The organism is Pseudoalteromonas sp. QJM3NY_22 (genome assembly GCF_056173065.1).
Genome location: NZ_JBWBTZ010000002.1, coordinates 724854 through 744399 on the forward strand (window position 1 = coordinate 724854; position 19546 = coordinate 744399).

The window sequence follows — 19546 nt, forward strand, 5'->3', positions numbered from 1 at the left end:
ATGTTAAACCGTTATCTAAATCATTTGATGAGGATAACAATAATGTCAACAAGACCTATATCTATGAGTAAATTACATGCTATTTTACGGCTGAAATATTCAGCAAAATTATCCCATCGAGAGATTGCTAGAAGCTTAAATATCTCCCCTGGCACTGTGGCTAATTACGTTAAAAAGGCCAATGAGTTAGGGTTAAACCAATGGCCGTTACCTGAAGATAAACAACACGGTACTTTTCTTAATACAAAAATCAGGGACTTCTCAACCCGTCAAAAAAGATACCCAACACCTGACTGGCTCACCATCAATAAGGATTTAAAGCAGCACAAACATTTGACGTTGCAGTTAGTCTTCGATGAATTGTGTGAGAAAGTCGGTGAGCCTTATTACAGCTATAGCCACTTCTGCCGCGCCTACCGGCAATGGTTAGGAAAACAACGGTTGTCGATGCGTCAGCATCATAAAGGCGGTGAAAAGCTGTTTGTGGATTATTGTGGCCCTACGCTGACCATCACGTGCCCTACAACACAGGAAACACGACCTGCTCAAGTGTTTGTTGCCGTGCTCGGCGCATCAAATTATACCTATGCTGAGGCAACGTATAGTCAACAACTTGAAGATTGGGTGATGAGTCATGCCCGTTGCTTTGCATTTTTAGGCGGTGTTCCAGAGCTTATAGTTACTCCGTTCCATTAATTAATGTATTTACCTATCTCATTAATACATGGAATATGCTTCTGTTGATCACGAATATTTGAGCGGAAACAATCAATGTTTGTAACAAGACTTTCGGATCAACAGAAGTTATTTGTTTCAATACGCATACTCAGGGATTGTCGTAATGCCGACTATCTATAAGACCTGCGAGAAACACTATTAGCCTCTATCTATTCTTTCACTTTACCTCTAGGAGGCCCAAAATGGAAGCCTTTAACGTCTCAGATTTTGCTGCCCTTATCGGGATCGATTGGGCCGACCGTAAACACGATATTTGTGAAATAAATCGCGACACAAATACACAACATTTAAGTGTGATTTCCTCTGAGCCTAAGTCAATTAATGCATGGGCGCTTGGGTTAAAACAACGCTACAACGGCAGATCTGTTGCTGTCGCGTGTGAGCTAAAAAAAGGCCCACTTATATATGCACTCAGTAAATTTAAGCACATTGTATTATTTGTGATTAACCCATCAAGTGTTGCTAAATACCGTGCTGCATTTACGCACAGCGGGGCGAAAGATGATCCTACTGATGCAATTATTCAAGTTGAAATCTTACAACTTCATATGGATAAATTAACGGTTATTAGGCCGGATTCAGAGGACGTTAGGTGTCTTGCGCAGCTTGTCGAATACAGACGTAAACTAGTACAAGATCGTGTTAATTTAACCAATAAAATAGCCACAACGCTAAAAAATTATTATCCCCACGTGATTGATTGGTTTAAAGAAAAAGACACTCAAATATTCTGTGACTTCTTACTGCGCTGGCCCTCTCTTGCTCACGCTAAAAAAGCGAGGAAACAAACACTACTCGACTTCTTTAATCAACATAATTCCCGCTACCCACTCGTTAATGAAAAGCGGATAAAAGAAATAAAAGATGCTGAAATTCTCACCGAAGATATGGCGGTGATCACGCCAAACTTATTACTTATTGAATGCCTCGTTCCGCAACTTAAACAGCTAATGTTGGCAATAACACGATTTGATGACGAAATTAAAACACTTTATAAGCAACATACAGATCGCGCTATTTTTGATAGTTTACCTGGGGCGGGGCCACAATTAGCACCTCGATTATTAGCCGCTATGGGGTCAAATCGTGACCGCTATAAGTGCGCCGCTGACATACAAAAATACGCAGGCATTGCTCCAGTAACCGAACGCAGTGGCAAAAAGGAATGGATACACTGGCGATACTCATGCACTAAATTTTTAAGGCAAACATTTGTGGAATGGGCTGGATTATCTGTGCGTTATTCATTTTGGGCTAAAGCCTATTATCGGCAGCAAGAAGCCAAAGGAAAACCTCATAATACCATCATCAGATCATTGGCATTTAAGTGGATACGAATCCTATTTAGGTGCTGGAAAACACATACGCCCTACGATGAATCAACTTACTTAACCGCATTGAAAAGTAAGGGATCACCGCTGTTAAAATTTGCGGTGGAAAGTGAGCTTTAGCGCTTGCTGTCCACCTCAGGGCGTGTTGTTATTCCCGACAACTTAAAAAGCGCCGTTAGTAAACCCTGTCGCTACGAGCCTGATTTAAACCCCACGTATCATCAATTAGCCGAGTATTTTAATGTCGCTGTCATACCGGCTAGACCTTATAAACCCAAAGATAAATCGAAGGCTGAAGTCGGTGTACAAATTGTTGAGCGTTGGATCATGGCACGTCTACGCAAGCAAACCTTCTACAGCTTAGCGCACCTAAATCAAGAAATAGCAAAGCTACTTGATGTAATGAACAATAAGGTCATGAAGCAATATCAACAGTCACGTAAACAGCTATTTGAGATGGTGGATAAAAGCGCATTAAAGCCATTGCCTGAAAAGCCCTATCACTATACACAAATCAAAACGGTGCGAGTACACATTGATTATCATGTTGAAATAGAAAAACATTATTACAGTGTGCCGTATCAGTGGGTTAAGAAACAATTACGCGCACACATAACCAATCAGCTAGTACAGCTTTATCATGACGATACCTTAATCGCACAGCATCCGCGCTCACATCGTTTAGGAGGGCATACAACACAGTCTCATCATATGCCTCTGGCGCATCAAAAACAGCATGAGCAGTCACCGATAAATTTACGCTCATGGGCATTAAGTATCGGGGAGTATACTCACCAAGTTATTGAGTTACAGCTCAGTGGACGGCGTCACCCCGAGCACGCTTATCGCGCCTGTTTAGGGGTGTTAAGTTTAGCTAAAACTTATTCAAAAGAACGGCTTGATCAAGCGTGTTATCGCGCAATCATAATGAATACGACAACACTCAAATCAATAAAGCAGATGCTGAAGAAAGGGTTGGATCAACAACCGTTACCCACACAGCAAACAGAGCCAGAAAAGCCAATAAAGCATGACAACATACGCGGCACACAGTATTACCATTAAGGAAATGAATCATGATAGACACCATTAACCAACAACTTCAACTACTCAAGTTATCCGGTATAAAACACGCATTAAAGCAGCAGCTTGAGCAGCCTAACTTATACCAAGAGCAAAGCTTTATAGAGCGCATCAGTTTATTGCTAACACATGAAATTGACACGCGTGAGCAAAGAAAAATCGACCGGCTCGTGCGACACGCTAAATTCCGCTTACCGGCTCAGTTAAATCAGCTGATTTACTCACCGGCACGTAATATAGAAAAAGCGTTTACTATATTCGATTAAAAGAACTACTTGAAAGCCTGTTTCTAGCACAAGCAGATGGTAGTTACCGGAAATTACTGGCGAAGTTAATAAAGTATGATCTACTGATCTTAGACGACTGGGGGCTTGAACCACTGAGTGCACAGCAACGAGGTGACTTACTCGAATTAATCGATGCGCGGTATGGGTATAAATCACACATAATTATAAGTCAGCTCCCGCAGGAAAACTGGCATGAGATGATTGGAGAATCAACCCATGCTGACGCCATTTTAGATAGGCTAATTCATGGTTCGATTAAGTTGAATTTAAAAGGAGAATCGATACGAAAACAGTTAAATAAATTGACTGATGATGATCAGTTAAGCTAATTTAAAAATGGCTCTACAAAATGATAAATCAGGTGATCAAAGTCATGAGAATACGCACCAAAGTTCAGGTTAAGTTAGCTCAGCAAACCTTCTATTTAGTCAAACGAGTAAAGACCCCCTATTCAACCAAAAATACACGATCCCACCTAAATTAACTGCAATGCATAACCACAGCACAAATATAAAACGACGTTTTTTAGATTTATGACGTAGTAATTGTTGTGCAAATAATGCGCCTGGCCAACCACCACACAGAGCAAGTAATTGCAACGTGCGCTCAGGCGTACGGTTTACTTTTTTATGTGCCGATTGTATTGCTTTGCGCTTATCCCAGGCATACATTAAAAATGTTAACTCACTCAAAATACTGAGATAAATTGGCATATAAAGAGCAATGTAGCTAAGCATGTAAGCTAGCCAAGTTAAAGCAATAAAAAGACTCGATATTGTTATTAAGGCTTTTTTTATCAATTAATTATCACCTATACTGAACGCACAGAATTTAAAAATAAGAGTTAAATTATGACACATTTTAAAGCGTTATTCTTAGCGTTGCTCCTCTGTTCATTTACTTTTAGTTACGCGGGCGAAAACAACTTAACCCTCGATAAAGAGCTAGCAATATTTCAGCCTTACTTAGGCACTTGGCAAACCGACTTTAAGGTAGTCTCAGGCGCAAAGCCAGTTCAGGATGTCGGCAGGTGGGAACGTACGCTAAACGGTAAAGCTATTCGTACTATGCACTCTATTAATGAGGGTGAGTATGGCGGCGAATCGACGATTTTTTATGATAGCAAAAAAAAGTCACTCGTCTTTTATTACTTCACAACAGCAGGTTTTTATACAAAAGGCACTATAACAGTATTAAGCCCGACTCAGTTTGTAGTCTACGAAGAAGTAACAGGCAGTAAAGAGGGAGTGACTAAGGTTAAGTCTACAAGTGATTTAAAAGACGATAAATTCATTGTATCAATCTCTTATTTAAAAAAGGGGGAGTGGACAAAGCCCGAACAACGTATTTATACACGCAGTACAAAAGCCGTTAAGTTTAAATAATCGCAATTTATAAACACAAAAAAGGCAGCCTAAGCTTAATGCCAGTCAGTTAACAGCTGACTGGCGTTTTTTATTGGGGTATTTACTGGGTTTTGGTTTCACACATCTCGGATACGCCCGCTCCTGTTTTATCGGTAATATGTGATGTTCAACTTGAGCTTGTAATTGCTCTATTGATTTAGGTATCCGTCCTGCATTTTCTATAAACATTGTATGAATAAGGTTAATAATACTAATAGCACACGTCGTAAAACTCAGGTGTTTTGCATATATTCCAGACTTTTTCTGCGCCATTTTCACCATCTGATATCGGAGCAAGTTATAGCTCAACATTACGCCCCATAATTCTTGCGCTATCATTTCAGGTTTCTTGCTGCGTAGCGTGAAGTGACTATTCAGTAACGTTTGTTTCATTTCTCGATAACCAAGTTCAATTTCCCACCGTTCACTATAGAGGTCAACAATGTCAGCCTTAGGGAAACGCATTGGATCAGTCAGTGAAGTGAGTATATTCACCTCTTTCCCCTTAACCGTTTTTGTGACTAGCCTGACTTCAATGCTCTGTGGTAAATCGTCGAACTTTTTTCTCGCTTGTGCTGTTGCTTTTAGCTTGATAAGTTTGTCTTGACGACCTGAAGAGCGAACAATTTCATATTGCGTGCCTTTTCTCATCGGTTGAAGCCAATGCCTATTTTCCCCAGCATGATGCCAACGATTGAGTAAGCCTAGAGAATAGAAGCCTCTATCAAATAACGTCAGTGAGTTATCGGGTGTTGCCTCGATTAAGTCTTCAGCCAACACCATTTCACTAGTACGACAACTATCAAAGGCGCTCCCCATTAATAAATGGCTAGTTAACTCCATCAAACACACCATGCGAACCTGAGGGAAAGCCGTGTCACCATGCTGATTTTTCCACACGGAGAATGCATGTTGATTTTCAGCAGTATCCGGTGTGCGCCAAATAACACCATCAACACCCAGTAGTGATAGCCCGCACCATGTGGGATGGTTCGCATCAGCATTCCACATTTGCTGACTTTTCTCAAAAACCTGTTTAACGGCATCAGCCCCAAGCCGCTGCCTAGCCTGTACAACCGCACTGGGTGCAACGAGTTCTTTTTTACCTGGTAAAGCGAGCCCTAATTTACTGACAATACTCCACAGTGGGTCTTCACGATAAAACGACATACAAATGACTGTCCAAACGGCCATCTCAACAGGAAGCCTTCTTTTCCTTATCGTCGCGACACCAGCGGTTTCAGCGCATTGTTTGATAAAGTCAGGACATAAAAAATCACTCAGTTGACCTAAGCCTTCTGAATTGGGTGCGTAGCTATTGGCAAGAGAAAGTGCGGTAGTGAGTTGCAAAATAAAAGGCTCCTGAATAAATTCAGAAGCCTTTATAAACTAACCAGAAGATCGGTCAATGGATCGTCAAATATTTCTTAACTGATCGGCATTAAGCCTAAGCTGCCTATTGTCATTTATAAAACCGTATTTATTTTACGTATTTTTTAAATGCATCATCTACTGGTGTATCAGCAAGGTGATTAGTGTAGTTGCTCATTACTTTTTGAGACAAGCCTACAATAATTTCAAGTAGTTGTTGCTTAGCGTAACCTGCGGCAAAGAATTTTTCGATTTGCTCATCGCTGATCACGCCACGTTCACGAGCTATAGTCGTTTCTGGTGTATGAGAAAAAGTCATTGCGATGTAATCTGTTAATTGATCTTGACCAGATCAACAATTAACCAGAGAGACATCGCAATGACTGAAAATGATAATGTTATTTCCATTGAAAAACCAGACAATCCGTTAGAGCAGTTGCTTAAAAGCGGGGCGCAGCAGTTGTTAGCTCAAGCGATTGAGGCTGAGTTGGCTGTTTTATTGGCTCAATACCAGCATGAGACCGTCGAGGGACTTCAGCGGATCGTCAAAAATGGTCACCAGCCTGAGCGTACGATCCAAACAGGCCTTGGTGATATTGAGGTCAAAATACCTAAAGTCAGGGATCGAAAAAAGGAAGGCATTAAATTCAATAGTGCCTTGATCCCGCCTTATCTGAAACGGACAAAAAATATCGAAGAGCTGATCCCATGGCTCTATTTACGAGGAATTTCGACGGGTGATATGCAGCCCGCTTTAGTGTCTCTTTTAGGCGAGCAAGCCAAAGGTTTGTCGGCCAATAGTGTCTCTCGGTTGAAATCCACCTGGGAAACGGAGTATCAGCAGTGGTCTAAACGTTCCTTGGCTAAACGTCGATATGTGTATATCTGGGCCGATGGGATTTACAGTAAAATTCGAATGGATGATAAGCTGTGCTTACTGGTAATTATGGGGGTAGATGAAACGGGCAGAAAGGAGCTATTGGCGGTGGTTGACGGGGTTCGTGAGTCTGAGCAGAGCTGGACTGAAGTGTTAAATCAGTTGCGCTCACAGGGTCTAACAATACCACCAAAATTGGCCATAGGGGATGGTGCGCTGGGGTTTTGGAATGCCCTCACCAAAGTATGGCCAACAACCCAACATCAACGTTGCTGGGTGCATAAAATCGCGAATGTGCTAAACAAAGTGCCGAAATCAATGCAACCTAAAATCAAAGCGAATTTACAAGATATCTGGATGGCAGAGAGTCGAGCTTCTGCTTATAAAGCGTATGATTTATTTGTTAAAAATTACTCAGTCAAATACCCAAAAGCGACGGATTGCTTGATGAAGGATAAAGATGAAATGCTGGCATTTTATGATTATCCTGCTGAGCATTGGATGCACATAAGAACGAGTAATCCGATAGAGTCAACGTTTGCGACGGTAAGGCTGAGAACGCATAAAGTGAAGAGTTGTGGCAGCCGGACAACCACCTTAATGATGGTTTTTAAACTCGCGCAGTCGGCAGAGAAAAAATGGTACCGCTTGCGAGGGTTTAAGCTACTGGCTGAAGTAATTACAGGGGTAAAATTTAAAGACGGCGAAAGAATAACTCAAGATCAAACAGAGCATCAAGATGAGCTCATACACCAGATTTGACAATAACTCCACGTTCACGTGTCATTGCAAGTGTAGTCTCACGAAGAGTTTCTAGCTTAGGGTTTTCAAGTGGTGTTTTGTTAACAAGTGCGTCAACAATACCTTGATCAACTTTCATTGCCGCTGCAATACCACTGTGAGCAGGAACACAGTAATGACAGTCGTGCTCTACGTTAATTGATTGCCATACTACTGTTAGCTCTTCTGCATTAAATGACGTTTTTTGAAACAAGTCATGCAGTACTTGGTAACCTTTAAGTAATGTTGGTGCTTCAGCCATTACTGCATGTAAGTTAGGAAGCATACCAAATGCTGCTACTGAATCAGCTAAAAGTGGTTTTGCTTCTTCTGGTGCATTTTCTGCCGTGTATAAAGTAAATTCTGCCATGTTTAGCTCCAAAAATAATTAGGTTTATGTAACTTCGAAACACATACCATTTGATTTTGAGCGACTGTTCAAGTTAAAATTGAGCAACTGTTCAAATTAATTGAGAATGAAATGGTTAATAAGGTTAAATTTGAACGCGAAAATGTTGTTCGTGTTGCCAGCCAATTATTTTGGGAAAAAGGCTTTCATGCAACCTCAACGCGAGACTTACAAGAAGCCGTTAATATGCGACCAGGCAGTATTTATTCTGCATTTGGTTCAAAAGAGGGGCTATATAGTGAGTCACTAAAAGACTATACGGTGCAAATGAAAAGCCAAATTGACGGTTTTTTATCTTCGTCAGACACAACCTTAGGTGGCTTACGTGCATTTGTAGAAAATGTGGTAATTAAAAACAAAGATTGTAGCCCGAGTGCAATCTGTATGTTAGTAAAAGCTAACAATGAGTTTACCGATAAAAACAGTAGTTTATATGAATTGAGTTTAGATTTAGCGGCTAAGTTTGAAGGTTATCTCACTGTACTTTTCGAGCAAGCAATAGCAAAAAATGAGTTGAGCGATAAATTAACAGCTATTGAGTACGCACGTTTTTTTCAGATTCAGTTTACAGGCTTACGTGGTTATTTTAATCGCCCAGGCGTTGAACTACAGGCCCAACCTATGATCAATCAAATGTTTGCGCTCATGAAAAACCTATAAACTGCTTGTTTTAATTAAAAAAGGCAGTAATTTAATTACTGCCTTTTTATTTTTTACGTTCAATATTACGTTTTTAACTTATTAAGCTCTGAATCTTGTTGCGTTACAAGCTTGTTGAGTACTTCACTGCTATCGCCTGCTTGTGCCGATAAATCGGATAGCTGCGAAGCTGCATCTGATATAAGTGTTAAATTACGATTTATTTCTTCAGTTACTAAACTTTGCTCTTCAGCTGCCGTGGCAATATGTGTAATTTGATTAGTTATTTCATCAACTTTAACCACTACACTGTGAAGAGCATCAAATGCAATTGAGGTTTCATCAACAGCACTTTGTGCGCGCACTACGCCTTTTTCTATTACAGTTGAGGCATTGCCAACTTCGTGTAACAAACTATCGATCAATTTACTGATATCGTCAGTCGATGAACGCGTTTTAGACGCAAGCGCTCTTACCTCATCAGCAACTACCGCAAAGCCTCGGCCATGTTCACCAGCACGCGCAGCTTCAATTGCCGCATTAAGTGCCAATAAGTTAGTTTGTTCTGAAATGGTGCGGATCACATCCAAAATTTGCGTAATATCTTTACTACGCGATGCTACTTTTTCAACCGCTTGGTTAGCTTCTTTAATTTCTTCAGACATAGTTTTAACTTGGCTCATCGCTGACGACAAACTCGACTCACTACTAACCACTAAGCCATTAATTTCATCTGCCTGCTGCGCTGACTGTTCTGATGCTCTGGCTACTTCGAGTGCTGTTGCGCTCATTTCGTTCATAGCCGTTACCACACTTTCAATTTCTTGAAATTGAGATTGCACATTTTGCTTTGTATCTATGGCAATGTGTTGCGCTATCTCGCCTTGCTGTTTGGTTTGCTCAGACACCGCTTTTAGTTCAGAAATTAAATCACGTAGTTTTGCTAAAAATCGATTAAACCCACCAGCTAATGCAATAAGTTCAGCGTGGCTATCAACATGCAATGTATGCGTTAAATCACCCTCAGAGCTTGCAAGGTTATCAACACGTTGTTGAATTTGTCGAAGCGGTGCAACGATGCCGCCAACCACTAATCTCATTATAACAAATGCAATTGCAGCTATAGCTAAACCGGTTACTAAAATAATAGACCCTAACGATGCTGCAGTTTCTTGCATGTTTTCAGCCAACGCTTCAGGACCTGCGAGCGCAAGTTCTGTTGGTACTTCAATAATTAAAGACCACTGCTTATTGGCAAGTTTAATATTGATAGGGTAATTAACAAGGTACTCGTTATTAACCTTAAAAATACCGCTTTGTCCTTTTGACTTTTCAATATCGTTGTACAGCGATGAGCTAATCGCTTCTTTTAGTGGACGCCCTAGTTTAGTTTTATAATGGCTACTGCCAACAATTAAGCCTATGTCACTCAATAATGTTACTTTTGCTTTACCGTTATAGAGTTGTTTAGAAAGCTGTTCAGTCATCACTTGAAAAGTAGGAAGTGTTAAGTCTACGCCAGCTAAACCAATAAACTGCCCAGATTTTAAAATTGGCACTGTTAATGACGTTAACATTACCGAATCACCAGACGGAATTTCGTAAAGGTAAGGCTCCATAATACATGGTGTGAGCGTATCCTTTGCACATAAGTACCATTCAGCTTCGCGAAGTCCAAATTCGTTCAAATTTGTTATATATTTGTCAGCTGCATTAGCCACTTTTTGCTGTTCTACCGTACCATTCTCGTCCCGAGTAATATAGACTTCGAGCGTGCCATCACCATCAACAGAATGCTTAAAGCCCCGCTGGAATTGAGCATCTTGTCCATCAAAAGCATTAGCTTCGAACTGAGAATAAATAGAAGATAAAAGTGTATTATTTTCTAAAATAGAGCGGTTTATGCTTACAACTGTATCTCTACTTAGCGTATTTTGTTTTGCAGCATCACCAAGTAATGCGGCTAATGAATACGGAACTCGGTAAGCCTCGTTAACAAAGCCAGCAATTCGTTCACCATATACTGCAGCATTAGCATTAAGTTTTTCTTCAACCTCAGCAACGATATACTCTTCAGATTTGCTCGCTAACTGCTCATTGCTTGATGATAATTGCCACCATAAAACACTAGAAAGTACCAATACTGTAATAAATATACTCCCGACGGTAAGCCAGAGTAACTTTTTTGCTAACGATATTTCCCGCATTCCATACACCTTTTGATTAAATCTACAGCTATAGTTTAGTAGTTTTAAAAAATGAAGCTATGAATATCATCAAACAATTTGAATTTAATACAATTAGTTGGGTTTTTACTGTTTTTTCAGGTATGCCGTAGTAATTGTCGCCATTATTAATAAGCAAACACTTACCCATAAACACGCACTAAGCCCATATACTTGAAAAACCCAACCAGAAAGCACCGTACCAAGCAAACGCCCTATCGCATTGGCCATATAATAAAAGCCAACGTCGAGCGACACCCCATCATTTTTAGCAAAACTTACTATTAAGTAACTGTGTAGCGATGAATTTACAGCAAATACACCACCAAAAATAAGTAAGCCTATTACAAGCGTAAAATGTACCGCTATATCCAATTGCATCAACAACGCTAAAATGCCAGTTACACCACTTAATAAAACGACCCACCAATACGCTTTTTTGACCGAATGTGAAGTTGAATCACCTTGCCCAGTTATTCGCGGTGCTTGCGATTGCACCAGCCCATAAGCAATTACCCACAAAGCCATAAAGCCGCTGACCCACCAATGATCCCAGTTAAACTGAGCGGCTAAGTAAACAGGTAGTGCAACTACAAACCATACATCGCGCGCCGCAAACAAGCATAAACGCGCTGCGCTAAGTAAGTTAATTGCCCGCGATTTAGAAAATAATTCTTTAAACTTAGGTTTGTTTTTAGCTTTACCAATATCGCCTTTTAAAAAAATTAAACTAATAACCCACGCAACACTAAGTAAAATAATTAGACTTATTAATGCCCCCACAAAACCAAATACAGTTAGTAATAAGCCGCCTAAAAAAAAGCCCACCCCTTTTAAGGCATTTTTAGAGCCGGTAAGTATGGCAATCCATTTATATAATTGGCTTTGCCCTGCATCGTCTTGTGGTACTAAATACTTAATGGCGCTCTTTGCGCTCATTTTATTTAAGTCTTTTGCTATGCCACTCAGTGCTTGCGCTGCCATAACATAGGCAACGGTTAGCCAATCTCCAGGAACGCACAACATGGCTAAAGCGACAAGTTGTAGCCCAAGCCCTACATTCATGGTTTTATTTAACCCTAAATGCGCTCCTAGCCAACCTCCAACTAAATTGGTGATCATCCCAAAAATTTCATAAAACAAAAACAACATGGCTATCGCAAATGCGCCATAACCCAACTGATGAAAGTACAGCACCACCAGCATGCGCAGTGCACCATCAGTTAAAGTAAATGCCCAGTAATTACCGGTAATTATTAAATATTGTTTTATAGAGCTTGGTAAACTAGCTAACTGCGCAAGCATGAATTTAAACCTTTTTAAACGAGATTAAACCACATCACTTTGTGCAACTTTAAGCATTAGCTCAGCAGTACGGTTTGCATAACCCCACTCGTTATCGTACCAAGCGTATAGTTTAAGTTGAGTGTTGTTAATTACCATGGTTGAAAGCGCATCTATGGTGCAGCTGCGCGGATCTGTTTTGTAATCTATAGATACAAGCGGCTTTTCTTCGTAGCCTAAAATGTCTTTTAGCTCGTTATTTGCAGCGTCTTTAAACCACGTGTTTACTTCGTCTTGTGTAACACCTCGCTCGAGCTCAAAAACACAATCGGTAATTGATGCGTTAGTAAGAGGTACACGCACGGCGTGGCCGTTTAATTTACCTTTTAGCTCAGGGAAAATATGCGTAATAGCCGTTGCACTACCGGTTGTAGTAGGTATTAAACTTGTACCGCACGAACGCGCACGGCGTAAATCTTTATGAGGGGCATCAATAATTGTTTGAGTATTAGTAATGTCGTGAATAGTAGTCATTGAGCCGTGCTTAATGCCCACTTTTTCTTGCAGTACTTTTACTATTGGCGCTAAACAGTTAGTAGTACACGAGGCGGCTGTAACAATTTTATGCTCACGTGGGTTATAAAGATCATCGTTTACACCCATTACTACATTTAAAATACCGTCTTCTTTTACAGGTGCGGTTACCACAACACGCTTAACACCTTGTGCTAAATATTGATTTAACAGCTCGGTGGTTTTCATTTTACCGCTGGCCTCTATTACTACATCGCAATCAGACCAATCAGTTTCGTTTATGGTTTTGTTGTTGGTAACTGCAATCGTGTGTTTGCCCACACTAAAGCTATTATCATCACTAGAAACCTGTTGTGCTAAGCGCCCATGTACTGAGTCAAACTCAATTAAATGTGCGTGGGTTTTAGCATCGCCCGCTACATCATTTACTTTAATAAACTTTATTTCTGGCCAATCAACTGCTGCACGCAGAGTTAAACGTCCCATACGGCCAAAACCGTTAATACCTACTTTAATAGTCATAATTAAATACCTTTAATAAGTTAATTTATTAGTTAGTTACAGCAGCTAGTCATACGTTCAGGGCGATTACCCATAGCGTTTAAGCGCGTTAAATCATTTTCATAAAATGAAGGGTTAGCAGTAAGCGTTTGCGTTAATACATTTTTAGCCCACTCTGGCAGGGCTTTATTAATACTGTAATAAACCCATTGATTTTGTTTACGGTCGCTCAATAATCCGCATTGTCTTAACTGTGCTAAATGGCGAGACACTTTAGGCTGGCTTAGCTCAAGTGCAGCAACCAGTTCGCATACACATAGCTCTTCTTGATGACTAATAAGCAGCATTGCTTTTAAACGTGTATCGTCCGCTAGGCATTTATAAAATTGAAGTGGGTTGAATTGTTCCATACTGTCCTCACTGTGCTTATGCATACACAATAAAACAAAACAACAATATATGGAATAGTGAATATACGATTTATCGTATATTTAATTTTTATGCCTTAAACGCAAAAAAGCACACAACGACTAATTGTCGTTGTGTGCTTTTATAACTTTTCTTCATTTAGTTATTAAATAACTGAAAGCTCTACTTCAATATTGCCACGTGTTGCGTTTGAATATGGGCATACTTGGTGTGCTTTATCTACAAGCGTTTGCGCTGCAGCTTTATCCATATCACCTAGTGATACAGCAAGTTTTACTGCAATACCAAAACCGCCTTCAATAGCACCAATAGACACTTGTGAGTCAATATGCGTATCGCTTGGTAGTGCTATTTTTTCACTACCTGCTACAAATTTAAGTGCACCAATAAAACACGCTGCATAACCTGCGGCAAATAATTGCTCAGGGTTAGTGCCTTGACCGTCGTCTCCGCCTAAACCTTTAGGTGTTGATAACTTTACATCTAAACGACCATCATCAGATTTAGCTACGCCTTCGCGGCCACCAGTTGCAGTTGCTTTTGCTGTGTAAGCTACGTTTTGTAATACATTCATAATGAACTCCAAAGTTTAGTAATTAATTTAGTTTGTGTGCAAAATAATAGAACAAGTAATTAGAGATTGCAAATACTTTGCATGCAAATTAAAATGGCATGTATCAAAATAAAGGATAACGTTATGCCGTTTGAGCAATTAAAGTTAAAAAATCAGTTATGTCATCGGTTATACATGGCATCTAACAGCATTGCGCGTGCGTATCGCGAGCCTTTAAACGAGCTAAATTTAACTTACCCGCAATACGTAGTAATGATGGCCCTGTGGGAGCAAGACGAAATAACAATTGCAGAGCTAATAGATAAAACCGCGATAGATGGCGGTGCAATGACCCAAATACTTAAAAAAATGAGCTACAAATCATTACTGGCTGTTATTAAAGATGAGCACGACAAACGCAAACGCTTAGTGCAGCTAACCCAACATGGCCAATCACTTAAGTTAAAAGCGGCCGATATTCCTAAAAATATTTTATGTAAATTTGATAGTGTAGATGCAACACAAGCGAAGCAGTTAATGCAGCTGCTCGATTTAGTAGTAAACGACTTAGCCGATTAGACTCTTAATTTTTAAACAATAAACGTGTTTTAAAAGGTTTTAAAAATGACTCTAAAAAATTACTATTTGCTGCGGCGTGCAGCACGGCACTTTTAGGTAGCAGCGCCGTAACTGCTAACACCGCTGGCCAAAATGCTGATTTAAAAACAGTAGCCACATTTGATGCGCAGCACCCACCGGGCAACATTGCTATTACCCCATCGGGCAGAAAATTTTATCTGTACATGGCTTTTTTGGCCAAAAGCAAAAAATTATGGAGCTTTTAAGCGATGGTACAACTAAGCCCTACCCTAATGAAGAGTGGGCATACGCGTACAATAACGGTAAAGGTTTTTACGACGTACTTGGCATAAACGTATCAAGCGATGGCGTGTTATGGATGCTTGACACTTCAGGGCCCGATCACGCTGGGCGCTTAGTAGGTTAGGATACAAACAAAGAGCAACTGCACAAAATTATTTATCTGGCTAAACCGACCATTACCGACACCTCGTTTTTAAACGATTTAGTCATCGATAATAAGCATGGCGTTGTATACATTGCCGACACAGCCCAAGGCAGCCAAGCCGCTATTATTACGGTAAACCTTAAAACAGGTGTAGCACGCAGAGTATTACAAAATAGCCATTACACCACCGCCGAAAATATCGATATGGTTATTGATGGGCGCACAATGAGCCTTGGCGGACAACCTGCCCGCTTAGGTGTTAACCCTATTACGCTTGACCCTAACGAAGACTGGCTTTACTTTGGCTCAATGTCGGGCACGTCGGTTTACCGCATTGCCACCAGCGATATAAATAACGAGAGCCTTTGGGCTAAAGCGCTTGAAGACAAAGTTACGCGTTACGGCACTAAGCCAATTTCAGACGGTATTATTGTTGATGGCGGCGGTAACGTATATGTAACCGACATAACCAATGGCGCAATTGGCGTAGTTAAACCCACTGGCGACTACGAAGTATTATTTAAAGACGAACGTTTGAGCTGGCCTGATGGTTTTAGCTACGGGGCTGATCATAAAATATACTTTACCGTTGACGATTTACATAATTCGCCTGCACTTAATAATGGCAAAAATCAAAGCCACGGTAAGTTTAAAGTAATGTCGTTCAAGCCTTTAGTAAAAGGAAAAGTAGGCCGTTAATTTATTTTTTAAGTGACTGTATTTTTTAAAAAGCCTTGCACATTTAAGTGACCCAATAGTTGCAGGGCTTTTTGTTAAAAACACACCACTCTGGTGCATATTTTAAAAATACTTCACCGCTTTGGTGCTAATGCTTTAGTACGTATTTACACTTAAATACTAAACGCCTGATTTCTATTCATAAAATGTTCAAGTTAATGTTGGCATACTTCTTCCTATAAACTGATGTATTCAGTGAAAATACCAAGGAAAAACCATGTTCAACCTATACCATACCCTTTACCTTTTATGGCGTTTAGACATTAGCGTTTGGCAAGTTAATGATCCAACAAATACCCATACCACCGCTGACAAAGAGCGCGTCTATGTTAAGTAACATCGTATTGTGTAAAGGCTTGGCATAAAGCTTAAATGTAAAAACCTACTTTAGGCTAAGCTTTTGCACACTATGAAATTTATGTGTACATTTTAATTAAACTTCAAATTAATCGTTCAATATAAAAACAACCCCCTTGTAATAAACTCCACATATAAAAACATCGAAAAATTAGTAAAAACACTGCGTTTATAACTTTGCAAGCAACCCTATTGCGTTGTATTGTTGCACCCTATTGAAAAATTTTAGTTGGAACGTGTATGCACGCTTTGGAAGTTAATTTTGATGGCTTAGTTGGCCCTACTCACAACTACGCTGGTTTATCGTATGGTAATGTTGCCTCGTTAAATAACGCAGCAAGCTTTTCAAATCCTCAAGAGGCTGTACTTCAAGGCCTTGAAAAAATGAAAGCCATGCACGACAAAGGCCTAACTCAAGGTGTATTTGCCCCTCATGCGCGCCCCGACTTAAACGTACTGCGCCGCTTAGGCTTTACCGGTAATGATGCACAAGTAATTCATAAAGCATTTAAAGCTGATCCTATTTTATTACGCGCGTGTTATTCAGCGTCAGCAATGTGGACAGCCAATGCCGCTACGGTATCGCCATCTCCTGATACAACCGACGGCAAAGTACATTTTACTTCAGCTAATTTAAATAATAAGTTTCATCGTTCATTAGAGCCTGCAACCACTACACGCTTATTAAAAGCGATGTTTAACAACGACAAATACTTTGCGCACCATACCCATTTACCCGACCAAGGCTTTTTTGGCGACGAAGGTGCAGCAAACCATACTCGTTTTTGTGACAGCCACGGCGAGCAAGGCCTTGAAATGTTTGTATTTGGTGCCAGCGCGTTTAACAGCCAATTACCAAAACCAGCTAAATTTCCTGCAAGGCAAACACTCGAAGCCTCAGAAGCAATTTGCCGTTTACATAACTTAAAAGATTCAAGCCAAATTTTACTACAGCAAAATCCAGACGTAATAGATCAAGGCGTGTTTCATAACGATGTAATTGCAGTAGGTAACGCCAACGTATTACTGTGCCACCAGCAAGCATTTTTAAACCAAGCTTTGGCACTGCAAGATATTCGCGAAGCGTATGTGGGCAATAAAGAATTTTACATTATTGAAGTACCTACCGATAAAGTAAGTATTACCGACGCTGTAAGTAGCTATTTATTTAACAGCCAGCTAGTGAGCCTTGAAGATGGTTCAATGCTGTTAGTGGCACCACAAGAGTGTAAACGCAACAGCGCAGTTAACGCCTACATTGAAGAAATGATCATGGCTGATAACCCAGTAAACCAAGTACAGTTTTTTGATTTACGCCAAAGTATGCAAAATGGTGGCGGCCCAGCTTGCTTGCGTTTACGTGTAGCCCTTAACGAGCAAGAACTTGCTGCAGTAAACCCAGAGGTTATTTTAACTGATACTAAATACACACAACTGTGTGACTGGGCAAAACGTAACTACCGCGACAAATTAGGTGCAAGTGACTTTGCAGACTCAGCTCTACTCACCGAGAGCTACCAAGCACTTGATGAGCTAACGCAGCTACTTAATTTAGGCTCAGTGTACGACTTTCAATTAGAAGGTTAATACCTCAGCCTACACAAAGGCTAATACAAAAATAGCGAGCCAAGGCTTAATGCCAGTCAGTTAACAGCTGACTGGCGTTTTTTATTGGGGTATTTACTGGGTTTTGGTTTCACACACCTCGGATACGCCCGCTCCCGTTTTATCGGCAATATGTGATGTTCAACTTGAGCTTGTAATTGCTCTATTGATTTAGGTATCCGTCCTGCATTTTCTATAAACATTGTATGAATAAGGTTAATAATACTAATAGCACACGTCGTAAAACTCAGGTGTTTTGCATATATTCCAGACTTTTTCTGCGCCATTTTCACCATCTGGTATCGGAGCAAGTTATAGCTCAACATTACGCCCCATAATTCTTGCGCTATCATCTCAGGTTTCTTGCTGCGTAGCGTGAAGTGACTATTCAGTAACGTTTGTTTCATTTCTCGATAACCAAGTTCAATTTCCCACCGTTCACTATAGAGGTCAACAATGTCAGCCTTAGGGAAACGCATTGGATCAGTCAGTGAAGTGAGTATATTCACCTCTTTCCCCTTAACCGTTTTTGTGACTAGCCTGACTTCAATGCTCTGTGGTAAATCGTCGAACTTTTTTCTCGCTTGTGCTGTTGCTTTTAGCTTGATAAGTTTGTCTTGACGACCTAAAGAGCGAACAATTTCATATTGCGTGCCTTTTCTCATCGGTTGAAGCCAATGCCTATTTTCCCCAGCATGATGCCAACGATTGAGTAAGCCTAGAGAATAGAAGCCTCTATCAAATAACGTCAGTGAGTTATCGGGTGTTGCCTCGATTAAGTCTTCAGCCAACACCATTTCACTAGTACGACAACTATCAAAGGCGCTCCCCATTAATAAATGGCTAGTTAACTCCATCAAACACACCATGCGAACCTGAGGGAAAGCCGTGTCACCATGCTGATTTTTCCACACGGAGAATGCATGTTGATTTTCAGCAGTATCCGGTTCAACACCCAGTAGTGATAGCCCGCACCATGTGGGATGGTTCGCATCAGCATTCCACATTTGCTGACTTTTCTCAGAAACCTGTTTAACGGCATCAGCCCCAAGCCGCTGCCTAGCCTGTACAACCGCACTGGGTGCAACGAGTTCTTTTTTACCTGGTAAAGCGAGCCCTAATTTACTGACAATACTCCACAGTGGGTCTTTACGATAAAACGACATACAAATGACTGTCCAAACGGCCATCTCAACAGGAAGCCTTCTTTTCCTTATCGTCGCGACACCAGCGGTTTCAGCGCATTGTTTGATAAACTCAGGACATAAAAAATCACTCAGTTGACCTAAGCCTTCTGAATTGGGTGCGTAGCTATTGGCAAGAGAAAGTGCGGTAGTGAGTTGCAAAATAAAAGGCTCCTGAATAAATTCAG

General features: G+C 40.5%; 16 protein-coding genes and 4 pseudogenes. 10 read left to right on the forward strand and 10 right to left on the reverse strand.

Going from position 1 to position 19546, the window contains the following annotated elements:
- Positions 1–42: 42 nt before the first annotated feature.
- From istA to AC0VZ4_RS23565, 4 genes and pseudogenes are all read left to right on the forward strand, one after another.
- Positions 43–696 carry an IS21 family transposase gene (gene istA / locus AC0VZ4_RS23550; protein ID WP_475441787.1) on the forward strand — a complete coding sequence of 218 codons (654 nt, stop codon included), beginning with the start codon at positions 43–45 and terminating at the stop codon, positions 694–696.
- Positions 697–920: 224 nt separating this feature from the next.
- Positions 921–2189, forward strand: a complete 1269-nt coding sequence (locus tag AC0VZ4_RS23555; protein ID WP_475439589.1) for an IS110 family RNA-guided transposase — start codon at positions 921–923, stop codon at positions 2187–2189.
- Positions 2190–2192: 3 nt separating this feature from the next.
- Positions 2193–3134: a Mu transposase domain-containing protein gene (locus AC0VZ4_RS23560; protein ID WP_475441788.1), complete on the forward strand. Its 942-nt coding sequence runs from the start codon at positions 2193–2195 to the stop codon at positions 3132–3134.
- 11 nt (positions 3135–3145) lie between these two features.
- Positions 3146–3768 (forward strand): annotated as a pseudogene (locus AC0VZ4_RS23565) (ATP-binding protein).
- A gap of 99 nt (positions 3769–3867) precedes the next feature.
- On the opposite strand, the gene AC0VZ4_RS23570 reads toward AC0VZ4_RS23565, so the two are convergent.
- On the reverse strand, positions 3868–4239 hold the full coding sequence (locus tag AC0VZ4_RS23570; RefSeq protein ID WP_475441789.1) for a DUF1294 domain-containing protein: 372 nt from the start codon (positions 4237–4239) through the stop codon (positions 3868–3870).
- A gap of 51 nt (positions 4240–4290) precedes the next feature.
- Between AC0VZ4_RS23570 and AC0VZ4_RS23575 the strand changes: the two genes are divergently transcribed.
- Positions 4291–4824, forward strand: coding sequence for a hypothetical protein (locus AC0VZ4_RS23575; protein ID WP_475441790.1), 534 nt, complete (start codon positions 4291–4293; stop codon positions 4822–4824).
- 45 nt (positions 4825–4869) lie between these two features.
- On the opposite strand, the gene AC0VZ4_RS23580 is transcribed toward AC0VZ4_RS23575, so the two are convergent.
- Together AC0VZ4_RS23580 and AC0VZ4_RS23585 are read right to left on the reverse strand one after the other, a co-directional pair.
- On the reverse strand, positions 4870–6195 hold the full coding sequence (locus AC0VZ4_RS23580) for an IS4 family transposase (protein ID WP_475441791.1): 1326 nt from the start codon (positions 6193–6195) through the stop codon (positions 4870–4872).
- Positions 6196–6325: 130 nt separating this feature from the next.
- Positions 6326–6514: pseudogene (locus AC0VZ4_RS23585) on the reverse strand (carboxymuconolactone decarboxylase family protein); the annotation flags it as partial.
- 81 nt (positions 6515–6595) lie between these two features.
- Here AC0VZ4_RS23585 and AC0VZ4_RS23590 point away from each other — a divergent pair.
- Complete coding sequence (locus tag AC0VZ4_RS23590; RefSeq protein WP_475439694.1) at positions 6596–7855, forward strand: IS256 family transposase; 1260 nt, start codon at positions 6596–6598, stop codon at positions 7853–7855.
- 1 nt (position 7856) lies between these two features.
- On the opposite strand, the pseudogene AC0VZ4_RS23595 reads toward AC0VZ4_RS23590, so the two are convergent.
- Positions 7857–8243, reverse strand: a pseudogene (locus tag AC0VZ4_RS23595) (carboxymuconolactone decarboxylase family protein); the annotation flags it as partial.
- A gap of 111 nt (positions 8244–8354) precedes the next feature.
- Between AC0VZ4_RS23595 and AC0VZ4_RS23600 the strand changes: the two are divergent.
- Complete coding sequence (locus AC0VZ4_RS23600) at positions 8355–8942, forward strand: TetR/AcrR family transcriptional regulator (protein WP_475441792.1); 588 nt, start codon at positions 8355–8357, stop codon at positions 8940–8942.
- A 65-nt stretch (positions 8943–9007) separates the two neighbouring features.
- On the opposite strand, the gene AC0VZ4_RS23605 is transcribed toward AC0VZ4_RS23600, so the two are convergent.
- The 5 genes from AC0VZ4_RS23605 to AC0VZ4_RS23625 form a co-directional block, all read right to left on the reverse strand.
- Positions 9008–11128, reverse strand: a complete 2121-nt coding sequence (locus AC0VZ4_RS23605) for a methyl-accepting chemotaxis protein (RefSeq protein ID WP_475441793.1) — start codon at positions 11126–11128, stop codon at positions 9008–9010.
- Positions 11129–11233: 105 nt separating this feature from the next.
- Positions 11234–12451 (reverse strand): organoarsenical effux MFS transporter ArsJ, encoded by a 1218-nt coding sequence (arsJ, locus tag AC0VZ4_RS23610; protein WP_475441794.1) that lies wholly within the window; start codon positions 12449–12451, stop codon positions 11234–11236.
- A 24-nt stretch (positions 12452–12475) separates the two neighbouring features.
- Positions 12476–13486, reverse strand: coding sequence for an ArsJ-associated glyceraldehyde-3-phosphate dehydrogenase (locus tag AC0VZ4_RS23615; RefSeq protein ID WP_475441795.1), 1011 nt, complete (start codon positions 13484–13486; stop codon positions 12476–12478).
- 32 nt (positions 13487–13518) lie between these two features.
- Positions 13519–13875 carry a metalloregulator ArsR/SmtB family transcription factor gene (locus AC0VZ4_RS23620; RefSeq protein WP_475441796.1) on the reverse strand — a complete coding sequence of 119 codons (357 nt, stop codon included), beginning with the start codon at positions 13873–13875 and terminating at the stop codon, positions 13519–13521.
- 164 nt (positions 13876–14039) lie between these two features.
- Positions 14040–14468, reverse strand: a complete 429-nt coding sequence (locus AC0VZ4_RS23625) for an organic hydroperoxide resistance protein (RefSeq protein WP_475441797.1) — start codon at positions 14466–14468, stop codon at positions 14040–14042.
- 123 nt (positions 14469–14591) lie between these two features.
- Between AC0VZ4_RS23625 and AC0VZ4_RS23630 the strand changes: the two genes are divergently transcribed.
- From AC0VZ4_RS23630 to astB, 3 genes and pseudogenes are all read left to right on the forward strand, one after another.
- Positions 14592–15026, forward strand: a complete 435-nt coding sequence (locus AC0VZ4_RS23630) for a MarR family winged helix-turn-helix transcriptional regulator (RefSeq protein WP_475442229.1) — start codon at positions 14592–14594, stop codon at positions 15024–15026.
- Positions 15027–15079: 53 nt separating this feature from the next.
- A pseudogene (locus AC0VZ4_RS23635) lies at positions 15080–16173 on the forward strand (L-dopachrome tautomerase-related protein); the annotation flags it as partial.
- A gap of 636 nt (positions 16174–16809) precedes the next feature.
- Positions 16810–18156: an N-succinylarginine dihydrolase gene (astB, locus tag AC0VZ4_RS23640; RefSeq protein ID WP_004334492.1), complete on the forward strand. Its 1347-nt coding sequence runs from the start codon at positions 16810–16812 to the stop codon at positions 18154–18156.
- A gap of 56 nt (positions 18157–18212) precedes the next feature.
- Here astB and AC0VZ4_RS23645 read toward each other — a convergent pair whose 3' ends face one another.
- The gene (locus AC0VZ4_RS23645) at positions 18213–19520 is read right to left on the reverse strand and encodes an IS4 family transposase (protein ID WP_475441798.1); all 1308 of its coding nucleotides are present in this window, start codon (positions 19518–19520) and stop codon (positions 18213–18215) included.
- Positions 19521–19546: the final 26 nt, after the last annotated feature.